The organism is Lentibacillus sp., assembly GCF_035301675.1.
Lineage (GTDB): Bacteria > Bacillota > Bacilli > Bacillales > Amphibacillaceae > Lentibacillus.
On record NZ_DATGTT010000048.1, the window covers coordinates 1 to 17,100 of the forward strand.

Genomic DNA, 17,100 nt, shown 5'->3' on the forward strand with positions numbered 1-17,100 from the left:
ACAAATACGGCCGATGGTGTTGTGAATGTTGTGCCGCAGCTCATCACCGGGATAAAAAATGTCTATTATATTAAAGGGCGTGCCGGTACAGGGAAATCTGTATTCATGAAAAAAGTTGCTGCTGCATGTGCAGACCACGGATTTGATGTGGAGCTGTACTACTGCAGTTTTGATCCGAATAGTGTCGACATGGTGCTGGTGCGTGATATGGATTTCTGTATTTTTGACAGCACGGATCCGCATGAGTTTTTTCCGCAAAAAGATAGTGATATCATTGTCGATTTATATGATGAATTCGTTGCTGCGGGAACGGACGAAAAATTTGCAGCGGAAATCAATGATGTGCATATGCGTTACAAGTCTTGTATGAAAAAGGGTATACACTATTTAAAAGAAGCTGGTAAAAAGCGGCAAATAATAGAGGACCGTTACATGGCCGGAATCACCGATGAAGCTGTTGCGCGATGCGTCCAGTCGATTCAGAACATATAGCGGAATTCAAAATAGCGGTGCTTTCGCTCTGCCAAAAAAAGATTGCAATTGCTGGAAATGAATGTTTGCTTCTTTTCCAAAATTAAAAAGTATGATATGATTCTTGAGACAATGCAACGCCTTTGTTGTCTTGTGCGATAATAAAATGAAGAACCCATTCCTTGCTATGGAAACATAGTAAGGAATTTCTATTTTTGCGAAATTTACATTTTATTATTAATTGTCTAAACATTGTCACGAAATAGACTTCATTTTATCAACTTAGAATTATAAGGAGTGTTACGATGTCAAAACAGAATAATAAAGACGAATTCAAGCCATATGTACCGGCTTCCCAGAATCCGCCTCAATTCACCTGGGTTGCGATGGTTATCGGTGCGGTGCTGGCGATTGTTTTCGGTGCAGCGAATGCTTATTTAGGACTTATTGTTGGTATGACAGTATCTGCATCAATCCCGGCTGCGGTTATTTCGATGGCTGTGCTTCGAATTATTATGAAACGGACATCCATTTTAGAAAATAATATTGTCCAGACGATTACTTCGACGGGTGAGTCGCTCGCTGCAGGTGTCATATTCACATTACCTGCATTGTTTATCTGGCAGTTGGAGCCAAGTTTGATAACGATTGCCATTATTGCATTGGCAGGGGGGATATTAGGTGTTGTTCTGATGATTCCGCTTCGTCGGGCATTGATTGTCAATGAACATGAAACATTGCCATACCCGGAAGGAACCGCATGTGCCGAGGTGCTACATGCCGGTGAAGAAGGGGGTAAGGGGGCCAAGTTGGTCATGGGCGGCCTTGGCATTGGTGCAGCATTTAAGCTGTTAACGGACGCCGTCAAGGCGTTCCCTTCATCTGTTGAGTGGGAGATTTATAAATTCAAAAATGCAGCAATTGGTATGGATACAATGCCTGCATTACTCGGTGTCGGTTATATAATCGGACCTCGCATTGCTGGAATTATGTTTGCCGGTGGTGTTCTTGGCTGGCTGGGAATTATCCCGTTGATCAGTTTTATTGGCGATTTAACAACCACACCAATATACCCGGGGGAAATTCCAATTTCGGAAATGGGCTTCCACCAAATCTGGGATAATTACCTGCGTTATATCGGGGCAGGTGCAGTTGCTTTTGGCGGTATTATGGGACTGATTAAAACATTGCCAACAATTGCAGCCTCATTTAGTGGATCAATAAAAGGTTTTTCAGCAGCTGGAGAAGCAGAAGACCTGCGCACAGACAAAGATATCCCAATGTCATTAATCGTTGGATTGACTGTTGTGTTCATGGCAATACTGTTGTTCTGGCCGACGATTAATGTTGGTGTTGTTGGCGCCATCTTATTATTTGTTTTTGGTTTCTTCTTTGTTACAGTATCTTCCCGCATTGTTGGTATTGTTGGTAGTTCATCTAACCCTGTTTCCGGTATGACAATCGGGGCACTTATTTTTATTTCACTTGTGCTATCCGGCATCGGACATACTGGACAAGCAGGTGCGACAACAGCGATTATCATCGGTTCGGTTGTATGTATTGCAGCGGCAATTGCCGGGGATACGTCACAGGATTTGAAAACGGGTTATATTGTCGGTGCGACACCGAAATGGCAGCAAATTGCCCAATTATATGGTGTGTTAATCACAAGTATTATTATCGGATTTGTTTTAATCCTGCTTGATAATGCTTATGGATTTGGCTCAGCTGAGCTTCCTGCACCACAAGCTGTTCTAATGTCTATGGTTGTTGATGGCATTATGAGTGGCGATTTGCCGTGGAGCTTAATCTTTATCGGAGCAACAGCGGCATTAACTGTTGAACTGTTTGGCATTGGGTCATTACCATTTGCAGTAGGACTGTACTTGCCAATTCATTTGACATCACCAATTATGCTTGGCGGAATTATTAATGGAGTCATTAAACGCCGCACGAAAAATAAAGAAGCATATAAAGAGAAGAATGAACGCGGTATTCTCCTGGCATCAGGTTATATTGCCGGCGAAGCACTGATGGGCGTGATTGTCGCATTAGCAGTTACAGCAGGTGTTGTATTCCCTGAAGAAACAATCCTCGGTCCAGTTGCATCCTTGATTGCGATTGGTATTGTAGCGTGGCTCTTGTTCCGCACGGCTAATAAAAAACCTGTTAAATAATAGACATACTTTTAAGAGCTGTCCTTTTATAAGGATGGCTCTTATTTTTTATCGTGAACACCGGAATAATTGATGTACATCAAGGCTGCATGAAAAAAATTGTTTCATAATAGCGACAAAGGGGAGGTGGAAAGAATGTATCTTTTCATGGAAGAATATATATTCATTTTTATTGGAGCAATTATAACAATCGGTTTAACCATTATGCTGAGGGCTTTTTGGGTCATGCTTCTTCAGATCGTCCTGATTAATCTGCCATTATTCGTCCAAAACAGTGAAGCCATGGTACTTGTCTTACTGATAGCCCAGATTGCTTTAAGCGGGGAGGTGCTTTATAAGTATCTTATGGCAATTGAGATGAACTACAACCTGGTTCTTGAGAAAATACACAAAAAAGACCCTGACCTCATCAAGGAAGAACATAGAGGGAGTCGATTTTCATTCTGGAAAACAAACTGATAGGCAAGAGCGTATGTTAGTAAAAAAGTCTGCCCGGCTAATGATTCGGACAGACTTTTCTTTTCTATTTAATTTCTTTCAAAATATCGGTCACCTTCTCGACGGTGTACGAGCTGCCGCCTTTATCTTGTGTCCCTTCAACCATCATGGCAATCAAAATATCCTGATCTTCTGATGGGTAGCCGACAAACCATCCATTTTCTTTGCCTTTTTCATCCTCAGCAGTCAGTTTAAGCTCGGCTGTGCCAGTTTTTCCGGAAATTGGAAAATCTGCATCCTTTGCCTTTGTTGCTGTTCCATTCGATGCTGCAACGACATCACGGAGTGCTTCCTGAATCAGTGCAGCCTGATCACTGGTTATCAGCTCTTCTTTCCAGACCTGCTCTTGTTTTGCATCCGCTAATAACGTTGGCTTGAGCATATTGCCCCCGTTTAATACCGGGGTATAGGTCAATGCCAAATGGAGGGAGCTGGTTTCGATTTCTCCCTGGCCATAGCTTGTATTGGCAAGCAGTACCTCGTCATTAATCGAGCCGCTCGACGATACTGAAGATGCTGTTATCGGATAGTCAAATGGCAACTCTTCGCCAAAGCCAAATTGCTGCAGGCCATTAACGAGTTTCTCACTGCCCATTTCGACTCCTTTTCTGGCAAAATAAATATTATCGGAGCGGATGAGTGCATCGGTTAGATCTACCGGACCGTTTGATTCACTCACACGGCGGACCTCATAATCGCCCCAGCCTTCACCGTTGCTCCACGTCAGGCCATTTATCTCCATGCCTTCACCGGGGACAATGCTTCCGTTATTCAGACCGATTGCTGCTGTTACCGGTTTGATGGCGGAACCGGGTGCAAACGTTGCAGAAAAGCGGTTCAATGTCGGCTTTTTCGGATCATTTTGCAGTTTGTCATAATCAGACTGGGAGATGCCATATAAAAACTTGTCGGGAGCAAATCCCGGGCTGCTGACCAACGCCAGAGTCTCACCGGTTTTCGGGTTGATTGCTGCGGCAGTGCCGGTATCATCACCATAAGATTCATAGATCGCTTCCTGGGTATCTGCATCGATGGTTGTCACGATGTTTTCGCCGTTTTCGGCCTCTTTTTCAGCAATAACAGTTTCTTCACCATTATCGCTGACGGCCGTTATTTTAGCGCCTTCCTCTCCCTTAAGTCTCTCCTCAAATAATGACTCGAGACCGCGTTGTCCGATCATATCATCCGCATCATATTTATCAGAGTCCAGTTTTTCCATATCCTCTGCGGTCACTTGACTGATATAACCGGTAAGGTGGGAGGCAGCTTTGCCAAGCGGATAAACCCGGCCGGCTACTTCGCGGGTGGAAACACCGTCAACCTCGAGTAACTGGCTAACCTTGCTATCTGCTGATGGCGGCAATTTTTTGAGCGGCACATGCATATTCGGTTTCACCCAATCCTGATTCAGGCTGTTGTCAATGGTTTCAACTGAAATCCCCAGTAAGTCAGCAATTTTTTGTTTAGCCTGTTTCGGATTATTGCCTAATTTCTCTGGTACGATGCCGATTTCGTTTACCGTGTCATTAAGCGCCAGCGGCATCCGGTTGCGGTCGAGTATCTCGCCGCGCTTCGGTTCGGTTGTTTCCAGGCTTATGTCAGCACCACCCTTGATCTTGGGGAAAATAAACCCGGGATCCCATTTGACAAACCAATTTTTTTCTGAATCCTCAGATCCTTCGCTTTCTTCTCTGATGAGTGTTGCTTCATAATCAAACGATATCGGCCCGGCTATAGATTCCATCTCAACGGTAAAAGGGAATTGTGCTGTTCCTTTGTCCATAGCGGTTTCCATCTGCTCTTCGGATAATTTTTCAAATGATACCTCCAAGCCGGATATGTTTAGATCGCTGTAAATGGATTTGTAGCGGTCAACAAACTCCTCAGTTGGATATGTTTCTTCAGATTTTGAAGTAATCATCTTATACATTTCGGAAAATTCCTGATTATTCCAATGATTGACATACTTATCAAAACGTTCCTGTGGCGTTGGTTCGTTATTTGAACACGCGGCTGTTAAAAGCAGCAGAAAAAAAGAAAATAAAATCGTTATCTTTTTCATGCAATCCCCTCTATCTCCCTTTAATATTACTCTTTATTTATTATATCACGTCACATGTACAAAAACATGCACATAACCGGGTCACTTATTAAATGATTCCAGGAAAGAAAAGAGGTAAAAGTCATCGGATTTAACTTTTACCTTGCTTCCATGTGGTTTTTCAGTTCAGTTTTGATACGGTTCAACTCGCTTTCGGAAACAATATAGTACCAAATATCACTAATGTATTGGCCGCTTCCGCTTATTTCCATAGAGTCAATTGTGCTCCGGGTTTTCCGGTAATCGGAAAACAGTGTTTTCATCTGTTCAAACGTAAGGTCGGTCTTTACATTGTCCCCAACGATATCGAGAATGTTTGTGACTTTCGTGATGCTTGAGAAACTGGCACCTTTGTCGATTGCCGCCTGAATAACCCTGCGCTGGCGTTCATTCCGGCCGAGATCTCCCCGGGGATCTTCCTTGCGCATGCGAATGTAGCTTAAGGCTTCGTCACCATTCAGAGTTATTTTGCCTGCCGGAAAGTCATAACCGCCTTGTGAAAAGGCACGATCATTTGTAACGGTTACGCCTCCCAGCGCATCAATCCCCTGCTGAAAACCTTTCATGTTGACCTTGACATAGAAATGAATGGGTACATCGAGCATTTGATTTACTGTATCAACGGACAATCCTACACTGCCAAACGCATAAGCATGGTTAATTTTATCCAGGCCTTCACCAGGTATGTTAACCCGTGTATCCCGCGGAATGCTGAGCATTTTCATAGAATTCGTATTTGGGTTCATTGAAGCCAGAATCATCGTATCGGAACGACCTTTGTCATTTTCGCGTTCATCGACACCAAGGAGTAAAATATTGATCGATTTATTTTCATTGAAAGTCGACTCAAGTTCCTTTTGCCGCTGAGGATCATCATCCCTCGGCAGCGGACTGTGCATCGTTTCAGCTGTGTCACTGACTTTATCGTATATGTACACCAGACCGATGCCGGTAATTAATAATAGTAGCAGTATAATGCCGCCGACCCAGTATGGCCATTTCCGGCGTTTCTTTCTCCGTGTATTTTCAACTCGTGAGTTCAAATGAATTCTCCTCCGTTCAGATTACTGACTGAATTTGCCCGGAATTAAAAGTCTATCCCATTATTAGACGAATGAACGTCACCTGAAGTTTCATTTTTCCCGCTGCGTTATTTCGTTAATTCTGACTATATGTCATCTCAGACTTCATTTCAAGTGGAAAACATGAGTCATGAGACCTAATTCAATAAATTATTTTAAAAAATTACTTGAAAATCATTTCCGTTTTGACAAAACTATACACCCTAAAAGCACTGAGTATGTAGTATAATGGTCTTATACAAAAAAGTGAAATCTAGGTATGGGCTTAAAGTATTATTTTCATAACCATAAAAATACGACTCATTAAAAATGTGCTCAATATAGAAAACTATAGATCTCTTTTTATATGATATAATTCATGATATAAGAGGTGTATGTGTTGATAGGTGAAACAATAAAGCAATTGCGCCAGGAAAAGAAGATGTCTATATCTGAACTTGCAGACAAAGCTGGGGTTGCAAAATCCTATTTAAGCTCCATTGAACGAAACCTTCAGACAAACCCGTCCATTCAATTCGTTGAGAAAATCAGTTCTGTTTTGGGTGTTCCGGCGAATTATTTTATCCGCGAAGATCAGCTCAATGAGTCATCAGAATCTTTAGATCGGGAATGGCTGCAGATTGTCCGGGAGGCGATGGATGCTGGCGTGTCAAAAGAGCAGTTTAAAGAATATATCGAGTTCTTTAAATGGCGGAATCAGCAATAACTGATTTTAGGCCCGTGAAGCTGAAGCTTGCGGTTTTTTACTGCCATTTCCGGGCTGAATTGATTCTTTTGATGAACTCGAACTGTTAGCGGTGTGAGGGGTTTTTATGAAAAGACATGTTTACTGGCTGCTGCCAATTTTATGGATGGGTGTTATTTTTTATTCGTCGGCACAGCCATATGAAAATCAGGATGTGAAACCTTTTTTGGAGAGAGCGTTTGATTTATCCTTTCTAACGCCTTACCTTGAATGGGTTTCATTTAAATACCATCAGTCAGAAGTGAGTGTGGCTGCACTAGGCATGGAAGGATTTATTGAATTTTTTATGCGAAAGGGTGCCCATCTCGGTGTTTTCTTTGTTCTGTTCTGTCTGTTTTTTGTTGCCTTAACGAGATCAAGCCATCTGAAATTTCGGGGAGCACTGGCTGTGTCGTTTTTACTGACAGTTGCATATGCTGCTATAGATGAGTTTCATCAAAGTTTCACGGCAAACCGCACACCTTATTTTGGCGATATTCTTTTAGATGGAGCCGGTGCCCTGATTGCGGCGATTCTATTATTTGTTCTTCAGCGTTATCGGACAAAAAACAGGAACTTATGACGAATCAGTATGAAGAAATTACCGAATACGACACATTTCGACAACATTAATCTGCAAAATGTGGTATGATTCTGTTAAACTAATAAAATATGTCAAAAATAGAATAGGTTAGAGGTCGAAAAAATTAAAATGAGAAATCTAAACGGTCATAACCAATCACTTGGCGTTTTTGACCACTATTTAAAAGGCGGTTTTTAAATGGCAGAACAAGAGCGATACAAGAACCTGATGGAAAAATTAATTAAAGAAACAGAGAATGCAAAGATTCAAACGGCGGAAGAGTTGATTCAAAAGCTGGTCAGTGAATTATCAGGCGAAAAATCTTATACACCAGATCATTAAATACAAGGACTGCATTTTCTGACGGAGGTGCAGTCTTTGTATTAAGGTACCGAACAGCTGGTTTTAGAATGGACAGTGCCGCAATCGATATGCTACATTAACTGAAGTAATGACAAAGGGATGAGCCGATTGGAAAGCAGTGTTTATATTAAAAATGCTTCCATTTACACCGATGAAGATGGTGTTGTGAATGGATCTTTATTAACAGAAGGTACAAAAATAAAAGCTGTACATACTAAAGAGATAGTACCGACTGAGGAAGCAGTCGTAATTGACGGTCAGGGATTAAATCTTATTCCAGGATTTATTGACGGTCATATACACGGAGCGGCTGGAGCGGATGTCATGGATGGTACTGAAAAGGCGCTGGATACCATGGCCGGAGCACTTCCTGCTGAAGGGACAACAAGCTTTCTGGCAACGACGATTACACAAGCTTCTGAAAGTATCGATAAGGCACTTGAAAATGTGGCTGATTACCAATTAAAACCAGGTAAAGCCGACGTGATCGGGGTCCATTTGGAAGGGCCGTTTATCGAACCAAGTAAAAAAGGCGCTCAGCCGCTGGAGCATATTCTGGAACCGGATATCGGCCGGTTTAAAAAATGGCAGCAGCTGTCAGGGGATTCGATCAAAACAATTACGATGGCGCCGGAGCATGATGAGACAGGAGAATTCATCGAATATTTGCATGACTCAGGTGTGAACGTGTCGGGAGGTCATACGGATGCGGGGTTTGAAGCCATTAAAAAAGCAATCCCGCACGGACTTCGGCAGCTGACACATCTTTGCAACGCGATGAATGGAATCCACCATCGTGATATTGGAGCTGTTGGAGCGGCATTTCAGTTGGAGGATCTAAGAGCAGAACTGATTGCTGATGGGATCCATGTGTCCCCGGAGATGCTTCAGCTGATTTTTTCCAACGTTGGGAGTGAACGGTTGATCCTGATAACCGATGCAATGCGGGCAAAATGTCTGCAGGCGGGCAACTATGAGCTTGGCGGGCAGCCTGTAACGGTCACGGAAGATCGTGCTTTATTGGGAAATGGCACATTGGCCGGCAGTATATTAAAAATGTCAGAAGGCGCCCGGCAGATGCTGCAGCTAAAGGATACATCGATTCATAATGTCGTGCAGATGACATCGGAAAACCCGGCAAAACAGCTTGGAGTTTTCGATCGGAAAGGCAGTATAAAGCCAGGTAAAGATGCGGACCTGCTGTTGGTTGATGATGCTTTGAATCTAAAATATACGATATGCCGCGGGGTGGTTGCATATCAGGGGAGATGAAGTAAATGGATATTATTCGTGTGAAGGATTATGATGAACTGAGTGAAAAAGCTTGCAAAATTCTGACTAATGAGATTAAAAAATCCGGCAGCTCAGTGTTTGGGCTGGCCACGGGGTCAACTCCGGAAGGTCTGTATCAGCAGCTCATTGAGGAATACAAGAAGGGCAATATTTCGTTCGCTGATGTCACTTCATTCAATCTTGATGAATATGTCGGTCTGGCAGCAGACGATCCGAACAGTTATCGGTATTATATGGACGAAAAATTATTTAGCCATATTGATTTGCCTGACGAGCAGGCTTTTTTGCCTAATGGAATTGCGGATGACCCTGATAAAGAATGCCATGATTATGAAGCCCTTATCAAGGATGCCGGCTATATTGATTTGCAAGTGCTGGGTCTTGGATTGAACGGACATATTGGTTTTAATGAACCCGGTACACCGGTTGACAGACGCACCCATGTTGTCGATTTGGATGAGTCCACACGGGAGGCCAATGCCCGCTTTTTCAATTCCCTGGATGATGTTCCGAAAAAAGCCTTGACAATGGGAATTGGCTCGATTATGGAAAGTAAGAAGATTGTACTGCTCGTCTCAGGTGAGAAAAAAGCCGATGCGGTGAAGCGGCTCGTAAATGGTGAAGTGTCCGAGGACTTTCCGGCATCAATTCTGCAAAAGCATAATAACGTCATACTGATTGCAGACGAAGAGGCACTGTCGAAACTTTGAGACAGTGCCTCTTCAAACTTCAGCCCGAGAGATCAAACTTCAGCCCGAGACTTCAAACTTCAGCCCAAACCCAAGTCCTCGTCCTGTTATACATCAATCTCCACATATGCAATTCCTTTATCCGCAAATACCGCCTTGCCGCTGGTTAGATTTACTACCCAGTCGCGGAAATCCGCCTCTTGTCCATCAGGCACATATACAATAAATTCCACTTTTTCAAGATAATTTATTGAATCCAGGATAAAGTCCGAATTGCGCAATTCATTTTCCAATTTTCCAAGCAATGAATAGTCGACAGTGACCGAAACGCCCTGCATCAGTCTTCGCTCGACCACACCTGCAGTTTGAATCGCCTGTGATGTGGTGCTGCTGTACGCACGGATTAAACCGCCGGCACCTAGTTTAATGCCGCCGAAGTAACGTGTCACGACAACAGCGGTATCTTTCAAATCCTGCTTTTTCAGCACGTTCAAAATCGGCACACCGGCAGTTCCGCTGGGCTCCCCGTCGTCATTGGCCTTCTGGGTCTGGTTATGTTCACCGACCATATAAGCGGAACAATTATGAGTGGCGTCATGATGCTTTTTTTTAATTTCCTGAACAAATGCTTGTGCTTCCACTTCCGTTTCGACACGTTTGACATATCCGATGAACCGTGACTTTTGTATGATTATTTGATCAAAATCTTCCTTTTTTACGGTATAATAGTTAGATAACATGTTTTTTTGCCTCCCGGAAGGTATTATACTAGATAATAGGGTATGGCGACATTGGAATTTTGCGGGTAAATATTCTATGAAAGTACGAAAAAAGCCCCTATAAACGACAATATGTTTCCGAATAATTATAACATAGGCTGGTGGGATAGATGGCACAAAAACTGGAAGAAAAAGCACTGGACCATGTGATTGATGATGTAATCGGAATGGTTCAGAACAGCAAGGATGAAATTTTTAGCATCAGTGAAGAAGCTCAGAAAGAGTATGAACAGCTAAATAAAGAATTGCAAGAAACGAAAGAGCAGGTAACCAAGCACATCAGCGATGGGGAGGAACTGGAACAGAAGGTACAGTTTTCCAGAGAGCGCTTATTTGAGGTCAGCCAAGACTTTGACCACCATTCGGAAAATGAAATCCGTGAAGTCTATGAAAATACACATGCCATGCAGACAAAACTTGCCATTTCCCGTCAGGAAGAAAGAGTTCTGCATGACAAACGGGATGATCTTGAACGCCGCTTGCTGTCGCTGGATGAGACAATTCAACGGTCGGAAGGGCTGGCCAGCAAAATTACAGTCGTTCTGACTTATTTAAATGATGATTTCAGACAGGTTAATGAAATGATAGAAGAGGCAAGAGAAAAACAGGAATTCGGCCTGAAAATTATTGAAGCACAAGAAGACGAACGCCGGAAAATATCACGGGAAATTCATGATGGCCCCGCTCAGATGCTGGCGAACATCCTGCTTCGTTCGGAACTGGTTGACCGGACATTCCGGGAAGGTTCAGCAGATGAAGCGCTTTGTGAAATCAGAAGTGTTCGGAAAATGATACGGTCGTCGCTGTATGAAGTGAGGCGTATCATATATGATCTCCGCCCGATGGCATTGGATGATCTTGGGCTGATACCCACTATGAAAAAATATGCTGCTACAGTTGCTGATTATAATGATATTGAAATCGATTTTACGACACCCGGTCTGGAAAAGCGTTTGGAGCAGAAATATGAAATTGCGTTTTTCCGTTTAATGCAGGAAGCCTTGCAAAATGCGATTAAACATGCAGAGGCTTCGTTAATTGATGTAAGACTGGAAATAAATCCGGCGATGATAGAAATGCAGGTCGAGGACAATGGTAAAGGGTTTGATCCTGCATTAAAACAGGATAAATCGTTCGGGCTGATCGGCATGCGGGAACGTGTTGAAATGTTGGACGGTTCCCTGTCAGTGGATTCAACGATAGGTGAAGGTACAAGCATAACAATACAAGTGCCCTATGTGGGATCGTAAAAAATATTGTGTTTTGTAAAATTTAAAGTATACTGAAATTAAGATGACATTTGAAATGTAATAGGGTAAGCTTTCATTAAATAGAGTAATAACTCGGGAGGAAGAGTTGATGAGTAAAAAACGAACAAAAATTGTATTAATAGACGATCATAAGCTATTCCGTGAAGGTGTCAAGCGCATTCTTGAATTCGAGCCTTCCTTTGAAGTTATTGCAGAGGGCGATGATGGCAATATTGCCTCCAAGCTGGTCAGGCAGCATAAACCGGATGTTGTTCTGATGGACATTAACATGCCAAAGTTAAATGGGGTACAGGCTACAACTGATCTTGTAAGAAAATTTCCGAATACTTATGTCATCATTCTCTCGATCCACGATGATGAAAGTTATGTAACACACGCTTTGAAAACCGGTGCACAGGGTTATTTATTAAAAGAAATGGATTCAGACGCGCTAATAGAAGCGATTAAAGTCGTTCGTGAAGGCGGTTCGTACCTTCATCCGAAAGTAACGCACAATCTAGTTCAGGAGTATCGCCGTCTGGCAGATGAGAGCATGTCAGCAACTGTGTCGGAGACTGGTGTGGAGTATCACAAACCTCTTCACCTGCTGACCCGCCGTGAATGTGAAGTGCTGCAGCTGCTGGCAGATGGAAAGAGCAACCGGGGTGTCGCCGAGAGATTATACATCAGTGAAAAAACTGTCAAAAATCACGTCAGCAACATTTTGCAAAAAATGAACGTCAATGACCGTACACAGGCGGTTGTTTCAGCTATCCGCAAAGGCTGGGTTGAGGTGCAAAGCTAGCCGCATCTATGACCCGGGATAGTTTAAGGCTCTGCAGTCTTTTAGCTGCAGAGTTTTTTAATGGTGCATTTTTGCCCCAGCTGGTGTAAAATGAGGGACAAAAGTACAAGTTATGAGGAGAAGGTACGCGATGAAAATTGCTGTAATGACGGATAGTACAGCCTATATCCCCGAAAACCTGATAGAACAGAACAATATCCATATTGTCCCGCTTAGTGTGGTATTCGGAAATGATTCCTACCGTGAGGGAATTGATATGACAACCGGGGAATTTTACCAAAAGGTGAAAGAAGTGGAGGATCTGCCAAAAACCTCACAGCCGTCAATCGGAATGATAACTGAAAAATTGGAAGAACTGGCAGGCTACTATGACGCGGTTGTCTCGATTCACCTGTCAAGCGGCATCAGTGGTACATATCAGGCGGTTGTCAGCGCGGCAGAAATGGTAGAAAATATTGACGTTTACCCTTATGATTCAGAGTTAAGCTGTATGGGACAGGGTTTTTATGTGCTTGAAGCGGCAGAATTGTCTGGAGCCGGGAAATCACCGGAAGCCATTATTGAACGGCTTGATTATATAAAGCAAAGTATCCGTGCTTACTTTATGGCTGACGATTTAAGTCATCTGCAACGCGGCGGACGGCTGACAGGTGCTCAGGCACTTGTTGGGAGCCTCCTGCAGGTTAAACCGGTGCTTCATTTTGTTGATAAAAAAATCGTTCCATTTGAAAAAATCCGTACCCGTAAAAAGGCATTGAATCGAATTATGCGCATGCTCGAAGAAGATGCGAGCAATGGACAAGAACTTAAGGTCGTTTTTATTCACGCTAATCATGAATCAGCTGCTGCCGACTTGAAAAATCAATTTGATGCTGAATACCCGGGTATGGATACGATGATTAGTTATTTTGGACCTGTCATTGGTACCCACCTGGGTGAAGGTGCACTTGGTGTTTGCTGGTATACAAAATAGAATAGTCACTCCGGAATCGGTTGTCATGCCGGTTCCTTTACCTCTAAATCTATCAGGAGCGTGAAGCCATGGATCCAACTGAACTCAGCCTGCGTTATGGAGGGAAGCTCCTGCTGCGGCATGAAATCCTCATTGACGACCCCTTATTTGAAGATCTTCTGAATATGAATTGTTTAACCTCCCGATCTTCCATCCGATCGAAATGGTCCCATTATCAATGCGAGCGCTGCGGAAATCAAAAACAATCCTTGTTTGGTCAGCTACCCTGTCATCATTGCGGCACATCACATGTTTACTGCCGCAAATGCATTGAAATGGGAAGAGTGATGGCGTGTTCGTTGTTATACGAATGGACCGGTCCTGAATATATCTGGCCAAGCCATAAAAACCCCTGTACATGGACTGGCGAATTGACGATCTCTCAGCAGAAAGCAGCAGATCGTATTGTCAGAACAGTCGTGAACCGTGAAGAGGAATTATTAACTTGGGCTGTGTGCGGTGCCGGTAAAACGGAAATGCTATTTCCGGGCATAGCCAAAGCTTTAGAACTGGGACACCGTGTTTGCATTGCAACACCCAGGACGGATGTAGTGCGTGAATTACTCCCTCGGCTGCGTGGAGCATTTTCAGATATATACATTCAGGGGTTGTATGGCGGCAGTCTTGAAAAAGATGGGACAGCCCAGTTAATCATCGCAACAACACATCAGCTGCTTCGTTTTAAACATGCTTTTGACGTGATTATTATTGATGAGGTCGATGCGTTTCCTTACACACATGATGCCTCACTTCCGTTTGCCGCAACCCGTGCCAAAAAGGAAGGCAGCACCACACTTTATTTAACCGCTACACCGAGACGTGATCAGCAGCTGCAGATGGCCCGAAAGAAACTCCCGCATGTATTCGTTCCAAGGCGCTTCCACGGACATCCGCTTCCCGTACCGATTTTTCGCATGTGCTATTCATTAAAGAAAGACCTACAGAAATGTGTCCCTCCCAATGCATTTTTCAAATGGTTTACTGACAGAAAATATCAAAGCCGGCAATTGCTAATTTTTGTTCCAACGATAAAACTTGCTGAATCGATAACACATAAACTGTCTGTTGAGCTTCCTGGCTATAAGATCATGGCTGTCCATGCATCGGATTATGAGAGGGAGGAAAAAGTTCAGCAATTCAGGGAAAAACAGTTTCAAATCTTGGTGACAACGACAATTTTGGAGCGTGGGGTTACCTTTCCGTCTGTGGATGTAGCCATCCTGGATGCGGGCCATAAGGTTTTTGACGAATCCGCCCTCGTGCAAATCGCCGGAAGGGCCGGCAGAAGTCCGGACGATCCGACAGGGGAAGTGGTGTTTTTTCATGATGGCAGGACTGAAGCAATGGTGCGGGCTGTAAGGGCCATCATAAAGATGAATAAACGAGGGGGTTTTCACTGACATGAATTGTTTATGGTGTGATTCTGATATGATTCCTGAGCTTAGCTGGAAGACGTTATTTTGGTTATCCAAACCGAAAAGTCTCTGCCCATCCTGTGCGGACCGGTTAACCATTATTCAGGGTAAGCGCTGCGGCAAGTGCAGCCGGTTAAGCAATGAGGAAATTTGCTCTGACTGCAGATGGCGGAAACTTCATGCCCCGCTGGAGGATCCTCTGATATGTAATTATTCTGTTTTTGCATATAATGAAACAATGCAGGAAATGGTTTCGAAGTGGAAATACCGCGGCGATTACTCTCTTGGGAAAGTGTTTAAAAGTGATTATCAAAATGCGTTTAAACAGCACTTTTCATTTCTGGCAAAAGAAACGCTTGCTGTTCCCATTCCGTTAAGTGATGAACGTATGACTGAGCGCGGCTTCAACCAAGCAAAGATGCTAGCTGATTTTTTGCCGTTGAAATCAGAAGATATATTGACACGCAGCCACAGTGAAAAACAGTCCAAGAAAAGCCGCCGGCAACGTATTACTTCTTCCAATCCATTTCACACAACTTACGCAATCAGCACCCCCGTTCTTCTAGTCGACGATATCTATACAACCGGCATGACACTCAGACATGCAGCCTTTGTTTTAAAAAAACATGAATGTCCGGCTGTGTATGCTCTGACGTTGATCCGCGGGTAAGCTGCTGGAGGAAGCCGGGAAAGATAAAAGTGGGGAGGAGGTGTGATTCTGTTCAACTGACATTCATCGGGAAAAAGCGAACCACTGAATAAAGTGTTCAGGAAAAAAAATCGACAGAAAATCAAGTGCCGCCCGGATTGATACAGAACGTTAAAAATTATCGAGAACCCTCTATCGAGCCACTGGCGCACATTTGCTGATTGAATGAAAAAATTGCATGGACATTTTATTAATTTATTGTTTGTTTTAGCAGGAAAAATAGACGGGAATGTAGTATAATAGATACATAAGATGAAAGGAGGACACTTTTTTATGAAGTACAACATTCGTGGTGAAAACATTGAGGTGACCGGAGCAATTCGGGATTATGTCGAAAAGAAAATCGGCAAACTAGCAAGATACTTTGATACACCGCCATCATCGGATGTAAATGTAAACTTGAGTGTCTATAACGATGAACAGCGAATTGAGGTTACGGTTCCAATGCCAAATCTTCTTCTCAGAGCTGAAGAGCAGCATATCGACTTATATGCAGCCATTGATCTTGTAGTGGATAAATTGGAACGTCAAATCCGCAAGTACAAAACTAAAGTGAATCGTAAATTTAGACAAGAAGGTTCTCCGAAACACATATTTGCCGAACTTGAAAAAGAAGCACAAATGGAAAATGAAAAAACGGATTCAGACGATGTGGAAATTGTCCGCAGAAAACAATTTGATTTAAAACCAATGGACTCAGAAGAAGCAGTCTTGCAAATGGATATGCTTGGACACGCTTTCTATGTGTTCACCAATGCTGTTTCCGGCAATACCAATGTAGTATATCGCCGCAAAGATGGAAGATACGGGCTGATTGAACCAAACAGTTAATCAAATTAAGTTCAGTGAAACGTCCTTCAGCGGAGCGTTTTCTCCTGAATGTTAAGCCAGGATAGAATCGTAAAAGGCGGTCCCATTAAATGTGGGATCGCCTTTTAAATTGACCAAATCAAAATGGATACATATTGGCTTGATAAATTAATAGTTACCGGCTGAATTATTGTCGATTTTTGACGAACGACAAGCCGAAATTTAATTTTGGTTTATAAAATAGCCGGATATTTCATCATCCAAATTGAAAACATGTCGAAAATTGTATTTTGAAACAATATCTATGTCGAATGCCGGACCAAAATTCAAAAATGGCAA

The 17,100-nt window shown here is 43.1% G+C and carries 16 protein-coding genes and 1 pseudogene; 14 read left to right on the forward strand and 3 right to left on the reverse strand.

Annotated features, from left to right (window positions below; all coding sequences use genetic code 11):
- The 3 genes and pseudogenes from VK097_RS07895 to VK097_RS07905 form a co-directional block, all read left to right on the forward strand.
- Positions 1-492: pseudogene (locus VK097_RS07895) on the forward strand (hypothetical protein); the annotation flags it as partial.
- 284 nt (positions 493-776) lie between these two features.
- Positions 777-2,648 carry an OPT family oligopeptide transporter gene (locus tag VK097_RS07900; protein WP_324211267.1) on the forward strand — a complete coding sequence of 624 codons (1,872 nt, stop codon included), beginning with the start codon at positions 777-779 and terminating at the stop codon, positions 2,646-2,648.
- A 135-nt stretch (positions 2,649-2,783) separates the two neighbouring features.
- Entirely contained in the window at positions 2,784-3,107 is a 324-nt protein-coding gene (locus tag VK097_RS07905) for a hypothetical protein (RefSeq protein WP_324211268.1), read from the forward strand.
- Positions 3,108-3,171: 64 nt separating this feature from the next.
- Here VK097_RS07905 and VK097_RS07910 read toward each other — a convergent pair whose 3' ends face one another.
- Positions 3,172-5,208, reverse strand: coding sequence for a penicillin-binding transpeptidase domain-containing protein (locus tag VK097_RS07910; protein ID WP_324211269.1), 2,037 nt, complete (start codon positions 5,206-5,208; stop codon positions 3,172-3,174).
- Between the two features lie 137 nt (positions 5,209-5,345).
- Positions 5,346-6,290 (reverse strand): LCP family glycopolymer transferase, encoded by a 945-nt coding sequence (locus VK097_RS07915; protein ID WP_324211270.1) that lies wholly within the window; start codon positions 6,288-6,290, stop codon positions 5,346-5,348.
- A gap of 418 nt (positions 6,291-6,708) precedes the next feature.
- Between VK097_RS07915 and VK097_RS07920 the strand changes: the two genes are divergently transcribed.
- The 5 genes from VK097_RS07920 to nagB all read left to right on the forward strand — a co-directional run bounded on the left by VK097_RS07920 (position 6,709) and on the right by nagB (position 10,002).
- Complete coding sequence (locus VK097_RS07920) at positions 6,709-7,035, forward strand: helix-turn-helix domain-containing protein (protein ID WP_324211271.1); 327 nt, start codon at positions 6,709-6,711, stop codon at positions 7,033-7,035.
- Between the two features lie 106 nt (positions 7,036-7,141).
- Positions 7,142-7,636: a VanZ family protein gene (locus VK097_RS07925; RefSeq protein WP_324211272.1), complete on the forward strand. Its 495-nt coding sequence runs from the start codon at positions 7,142-7,144 to the stop codon at positions 7,634-7,636.
- 198 nt (positions 7,637-7,834) lie between these two features.
- On the forward strand, positions 7,835-7,978 hold the full coding sequence (locus tag VK097_RS07930) for a hypothetical protein (RefSeq protein ID WP_324211273.1): 144 nt from the start codon (positions 7,835-7,837) through the stop codon (positions 7,976-7,978).
- Between the two features lie 120 nt (positions 7,979-8,098).
- Entirely contained in the window at positions 8,099-9,271 is a 1,173-nt protein-coding gene (gene nagA, locus VK097_RS07935) for an N-acetylglucosamine-6-phosphate deacetylase (RefSeq protein ID WP_414672167.1), read from the forward strand.
- Positions 9,272-9,276: 5 nt separating this feature from the next.
- Complete coding sequence (gene nagB / locus VK097_RS07940; protein WP_324211275.1) at positions 9,277-10,002, forward strand: glucosamine-6-phosphate deaminase; 726 nt, start codon at positions 9,277-9,279, stop codon at positions 10,000-10,002.
- Positions 10,003-10,088: 86 nt separating this feature from the next.
- Here the strand turns inward: nagB and VK097_RS07945 are convergent, their stop codons facing one another.
- Entirely contained in the window at positions 10,089-10,721 is a 633-nt protein-coding gene (locus tag VK097_RS07945; protein WP_324211276.1) for a YigZ family protein, read from the reverse strand.
- Positions 10,722-10,870: 149 nt separating this feature from the next.
- On the opposite strand from VK097_RS07945, the gene VK097_RS07950 reads away from it, so the two are divergent.
- From VK097_RS07950 to hpf, 6 genes are all read left to right on the forward strand, one after another.
- Complete coding sequence (locus tag VK097_RS07950) at positions 10,871-12,010, forward strand: sensor histidine kinase (RefSeq protein ID WP_324211277.1); 1,140 nt, start codon at positions 10,871-10,873, stop codon at positions 12,008-12,010.
- A 109-nt stretch (positions 12,011-12,119) separates the two neighbouring features.
- Positions 12,120-12,815 (forward strand): response regulator transcription factor, encoded by a 696-nt coding sequence (locus tag VK097_RS07955; protein ID WP_324211278.1) that lies wholly within the window; start codon positions 12,120-12,122, stop codon positions 12,813-12,815.
- 130 nt (positions 12,816-12,945) lie between these two features.
- Complete coding sequence (locus VK097_RS07960) at positions 12,946-13,788, forward strand: DegV family protein (RefSeq protein ID WP_324211279.1); 843 nt, start codon at positions 12,946-12,948, stop codon at positions 13,786-13,788.
- A gap of 68 nt (positions 13,789-13,856) precedes the next feature.
- Positions 13,857-15,227: an ATP-dependent helicase ComFA gene (locus tag VK097_RS07965; protein WP_324211280.1), complete on the forward strand. Its 1,371-nt coding sequence runs from the start codon at positions 13,857-13,859 to the stop codon at positions 15,225-15,227.
- Between the two features lies 1 nt (position 15,228).
- Positions 15,229-15,912, forward strand: coding sequence for a ComFC family protein (locus tag VK097_RS07970; protein WP_324211281.1), 684 nt, complete (start codon positions 15,229-15,231; stop codon positions 15,910-15,912).
- A gap of 312 nt (positions 15,913-16,224) precedes the next feature.
- Entirely contained in the window at positions 16,225-16,782 is a 558-nt protein-coding gene (gene hpf, locus VK097_RS07975) for a ribosome hibernation-promoting factor, HPF/YfiA family (protein ID WP_324211282.1), read from the forward strand.
- Positions 16,783-17,100 lie beyond the last annotated feature (318 nt).